General features: G+C 72.7%; 4 protein-coding genes. All 4 read right to left on the reverse strand.

Annotation, left to right across the window (positions count from 1 at the left end):
* The coding region (locus tag CR470_RS36320; RefSeq protein WP_097871890.1) for a LysR family transcriptional regulator at positions 1-842 on the reverse strand (842 nt) is incomplete at its 3' end.
* Positions 843-889: 47 nt separating this feature from the next.
* On the reverse strand, positions 890-2089 hold the full coding sequence (locus CR470_RS36325; RefSeq protein WP_097871892.1) for a glycine C-acetyltransferase: 1200 nt from the start codon (positions 2087-2089) through the stop codon (positions 890-892).
* Positions 2090-2142: 53 nt separating this feature from the next.
* On the reverse strand, positions 2143-3171 hold the full coding sequence (tdh, locus tag CR470_RS36330) for an L-threonine 3-dehydrogenase (protein WP_097871894.1): 1029 nt from the start codon (positions 3169-3171) through the stop codon (positions 2143-2145).
* Between the two features lie 363 nt (positions 3172-3534).
* On the reverse strand, positions 3535-3963 hold a 429-nt coding region (locus tag CR470_RS36340; RefSeq protein WP_179892499.1), incomplete at its 5' end, for an ABC transporter substrate-binding protein.

Genomic DNA, 3963 nt, shown 5'->3' on the forward strand with positions numbered 1-3963 from the left:
ACCCCCTGTCGTACGGCCGCGAAGACGCGGCGGGGGGGGGGGCTACCCTCGACGGGGGGGACGACCACCCCGGTCAGTTCCATGCCGCGCAGCGCGGACCGGGGCACCAGGGCCACCCCCGCGTCCGCCCCGGCCAGGGCGACCACGGCACGGAAGTCGTCCGACGAGTGTTCGAGGCGGGGGGCGAACCCGGCGAACTCGCAGGCCAGGACCACCACGTCATGGCAGGGGTTGCCCGGGTAGGGCCCGATCCACGGGTCCTTCGCGAGGTCGGCGACCGCCACCTGCGCCTGGTCCGCGAGGCGGTGGTGCACCGGGAGCACCGCGTCGAACGGCTCCGAGTACAGGGGGACGCGGGTCAGGCGGCGGTCGTCCTCGGCGGGCGCGCCCCGGTATTCGACGGCCACCGCCACGTCGACCTGCCGGTCCAGCACCATCGGCACGCTCGCGTCGCCCTCCGCGTCCTGGACCTTGACCCGGATGCCGGGCGCGGTGCGGGCCAGCTCGGTGAGGGCGGGGGCGAGGACGAGACCGATGCCGGTGGCGAACGCGGCGACCGTGACCGTACCGGCGACGCCCGCGCTGTAGTCGGCGAGCTCCGCCTCGGCCCGCTCCAGCTGGGCCAGGACCACATTGGCGTGGCTCAGCAGGATGTCCCCGGCGGCGGTGAGCCGGGCGCCGCGCGCACCGCGTTCGACGAGGCGGTGGCCGGTCTCCTGCTCCAGGGCGGCGAGCTGCTGGGAGACGGCGGAGGGCGTCAGGTACAACGCGGCGGCGGCCGCGGTCACCGTGCGGTGGTCGGCCACCGCACGGAGGATTCGCAGCCGCCGCGCATCGATCATGTGCCCATTGTCCCAGGTCGCGCCGGAGTGCCCGACCCGGTGAGCGGTTACGCCTCCGCGTCCAGGGCGGCCCGCGCGTCGACGAACGCGTCCACCGCGCGGTTGACGTCGGCGGTGGAGTGGGCGGCGGAGAGCTGGACGCGGATGCGGGCCGCGTCCTGCGGGACGACGGGGTAGGAGAACCCGATCACGTACACTCCGCGCTCCAGGAGCAGTTCCGCCATCCGGCCCGCCTTGCCCGCGTCCCCGATCATGACGGGGGCGATGGCGTGGTCGCCGGGCAGGATGTCGAAGCCCTCCTCGGTCATCCGGGTGCGGAAGAGCGCGGTGTTGGCGTTGAGCTGCTCGCGCAGGTCCCCCGCGGACTCCAGCAGGTCGATGACCTTGAGGGAGGCGGCGGCGATGACCGGGGCGAGGGAGTTGGAGAAGAGGTACGGGCGCGAGCGCTGGCGCAGCAGGGCGACGATCTCCGCGCGGGCCGCGACGTAACCGCCGGAGGCGCCGCCCAGCGCCTTGCCGAGGGTGCCGGTGATGATGTCGACCCGGTCCATGACGCCGTGCAGTTCGGGCGTGCCGCGTCCGCCGGGGCCGACGAAGCCGACGGCGTGCGAGTCGTCGACCATGACCATGGCGTCGTAGCGGTCGGCCAGGTCGCAGATCTCCTGGAGGGGGGCGACGTAGCCGTCCATGGAGAAGACGCCGTCGGTGACGATGAGGCGGCGGCGGGCCCCGGACGCCTCCTTGAGCTGCGTCTCCAGGTCGGCCATGTCGCGGTTGGCGTAGCGGTGGCGCTTCGCCTTGGAGAGCCGGATGCCGTCGATGATGGAGGCGTGGTTGAGGGCGTCGGAGATGACCGCGTCCTCCGGGCCGAGGAGCGTCTCGAAGACTCCGCCGTTGGCGTCGAAGCAGGAGGAGTAGAGGATCGTGTCCTCCTGGCCGAGGAAGGCCGAGAGCCGCTGCTCCAGCTCCTTGTGGACCTCCTGGGTGCCGCAGATGAAGCGGACCGAGGCCATCCCGTAGCCCCAGCGGTCCAGCGCCTCGTGGGCGGCGGCGATGACCTCGGGGTGGTCGGCGAGGCCCAGGTAGTTGTTGGCGCAGAAGTTGAGGACCTCGCCGGCGCGTCCGCCGGAGGTGACGGCCACGGTCGCGGACTGCGGGGTGCCGATCACGCGCTCGGGCTTGTGCAGCCCGGCGGCGCGGATCTCGTCGAGGGTGGTGCGCAGGTCGTCGCGTACGGAGTCGAACATGCGGATTCCTTCTGGATCAAGGGATGCGGTCGGACGGTCGAGCAGGCAGCCGGTCAGACGGTCCAGTCGAGGATGACCTTGCCACCGAGGCCGCTCGCGGCGTCGTCGAAGGCCGCCTCGAAGTCGCGGAAGCCGTACCGGCCGGTGATCACGGGGGCGAGGTCGAGGCCGCCCTCCAACAGGACGGACATGGCGTACCAGGTCTCGTACATCTCGCGGCCGTAGATCCCCTTGATGGTGATCATCGAGGTGACGATGCGGGACCAGTCGACGGCGAACTCCTCGGCGGGCAGGCCGAGCATCGCGATCCGGCCGCCGTGCGTCATGTTCGCGACCATGTCGCGCATCGCCTCGGGGCGGCCGGACATCTCCAGGCCGATGTCGAAGCCCTCGCGCAGGCCGAGTTCCCGCTGGCCGTCCGCGATGGTCCGGTCGGCCACGTTGAGGGCGAGGCTGACGCCGACCTTGCGGGCCAGGGCGAGGCGGGCCTCGCTGACGTCGGTGATGACGACGTTGCGGGCCCCGGCGTGCTTGGCGACGGCGGCGGCCATGATGCCGATCGGTCCGGCGCCGGTGATCAGGACGTCCTCGCCGACGAGCGGGAAGGACAGCGCGGTGTGCACGGCGTTGCCGAACGGGTCGAAGATCGCCGCGATGTCGAGGTCGACGGGGACCCGGTGCACCCACACGTTGGAGGCGGGCAGGACGACGTGCTCGGCGAACGCCCCGTCCCGGCCGACGCCGAGCCCGACGGTGGAACGGCAGAGGTGGCGGCGGCCGGCGAGGCAGTTGCGGCACTTGCCGCAGACGAGGTGGCCCTCGCCGCTGACCAGGTCGCCGACCGCGATGTCCGCGACGTCGGAACCGGTCGCGGCGACCTCGCCGACGAACTCGTGGCCGAGGATCAGCGGGGTGGTGACCGCCTGCTGGGCCCAGCCGTCATAGGCGCGGATGTGCAGGTCGGTGCCGCAGATGCCGGTGCGCAGGACCTTGATCAGGACGTCGGTGGGGCCGTACTCCGGCTCCGGCACGTCCATCAGCCACAGTCCGGGTTCGGCCTTCTGCTTGACGAGTGCCTTCACGGCTGCGGCTCCCTGACGTCGGTACGCGAGTGGATACCCCGGGCCTCGGGGCATGTCGGAAGAACCCTGCGGCCCGGGGTGGTTTTCGGGTGATCGCCCCCAGGGCGGGGGCGCGGCGGGACGGGACGGAGCCCGTCGTACGACTCCAGGACGTACGGCTGCACGTCGTACGCCTGCACGTCGTACGGCTCCACGCGCCATCCTCGGCCGTCACGGAGAAATCTGCCGTACGACGGGGCCCGGGTCCATCGAGGATTTCTTAAGCGCGGCCGCAGGAGATCTTCACGCCTGGCCGTGGCTCACCGACCGCTGCCGTCGCCGGGGCTCCGCCGCGGCGGCTTTCGCCGGGGCTCACCGCGGTGGCTACACGTCGCCGAACGGGCCCAGGAAGCGGGGGCGGCCCTTCTCGATCCGGTAGAGGAAGATCCCGTTCTCGTACCGCAGCACCTGGCGGGTCGACGGGCGGAAGGCGAGCGGGCGCACGATCCCCCGGTGTTCGGTACGGACGAGCCGCCCGGCGATGCCGCTGCGCACCTCCCCCGAGGCGCTGGTGGTCCCGGCGGCGCGGGCGATCAGTCCGACCGCGTCGTACGCCTCGGCGGCCCAGGTGCCCGGGGGTGCGCCGAAGCGTTCGCGGTGGGCGGCGGTGAACTTCCTGGCCGACGGGAGGGCCGTGGGGTCGGCGTACGCCTCGGCGAAGACCCAGCCGTTGGCGGCGGCGCCCGCGCCCGCGAGGAAGGCGGGCCCGAGGGCGGGTCCGGCGGCGACCCTGCTGCCGGTGAAGCCCTCGCA

Origin of the sequence: Streptomyces sp. rh34 (genome assembly GCF_002551245.1) — a bacterium.
GTDB lineage: Bacteria > Actinomycetota > Actinomycetes > Streptomycetales > Streptomycetaceae > Streptomyces.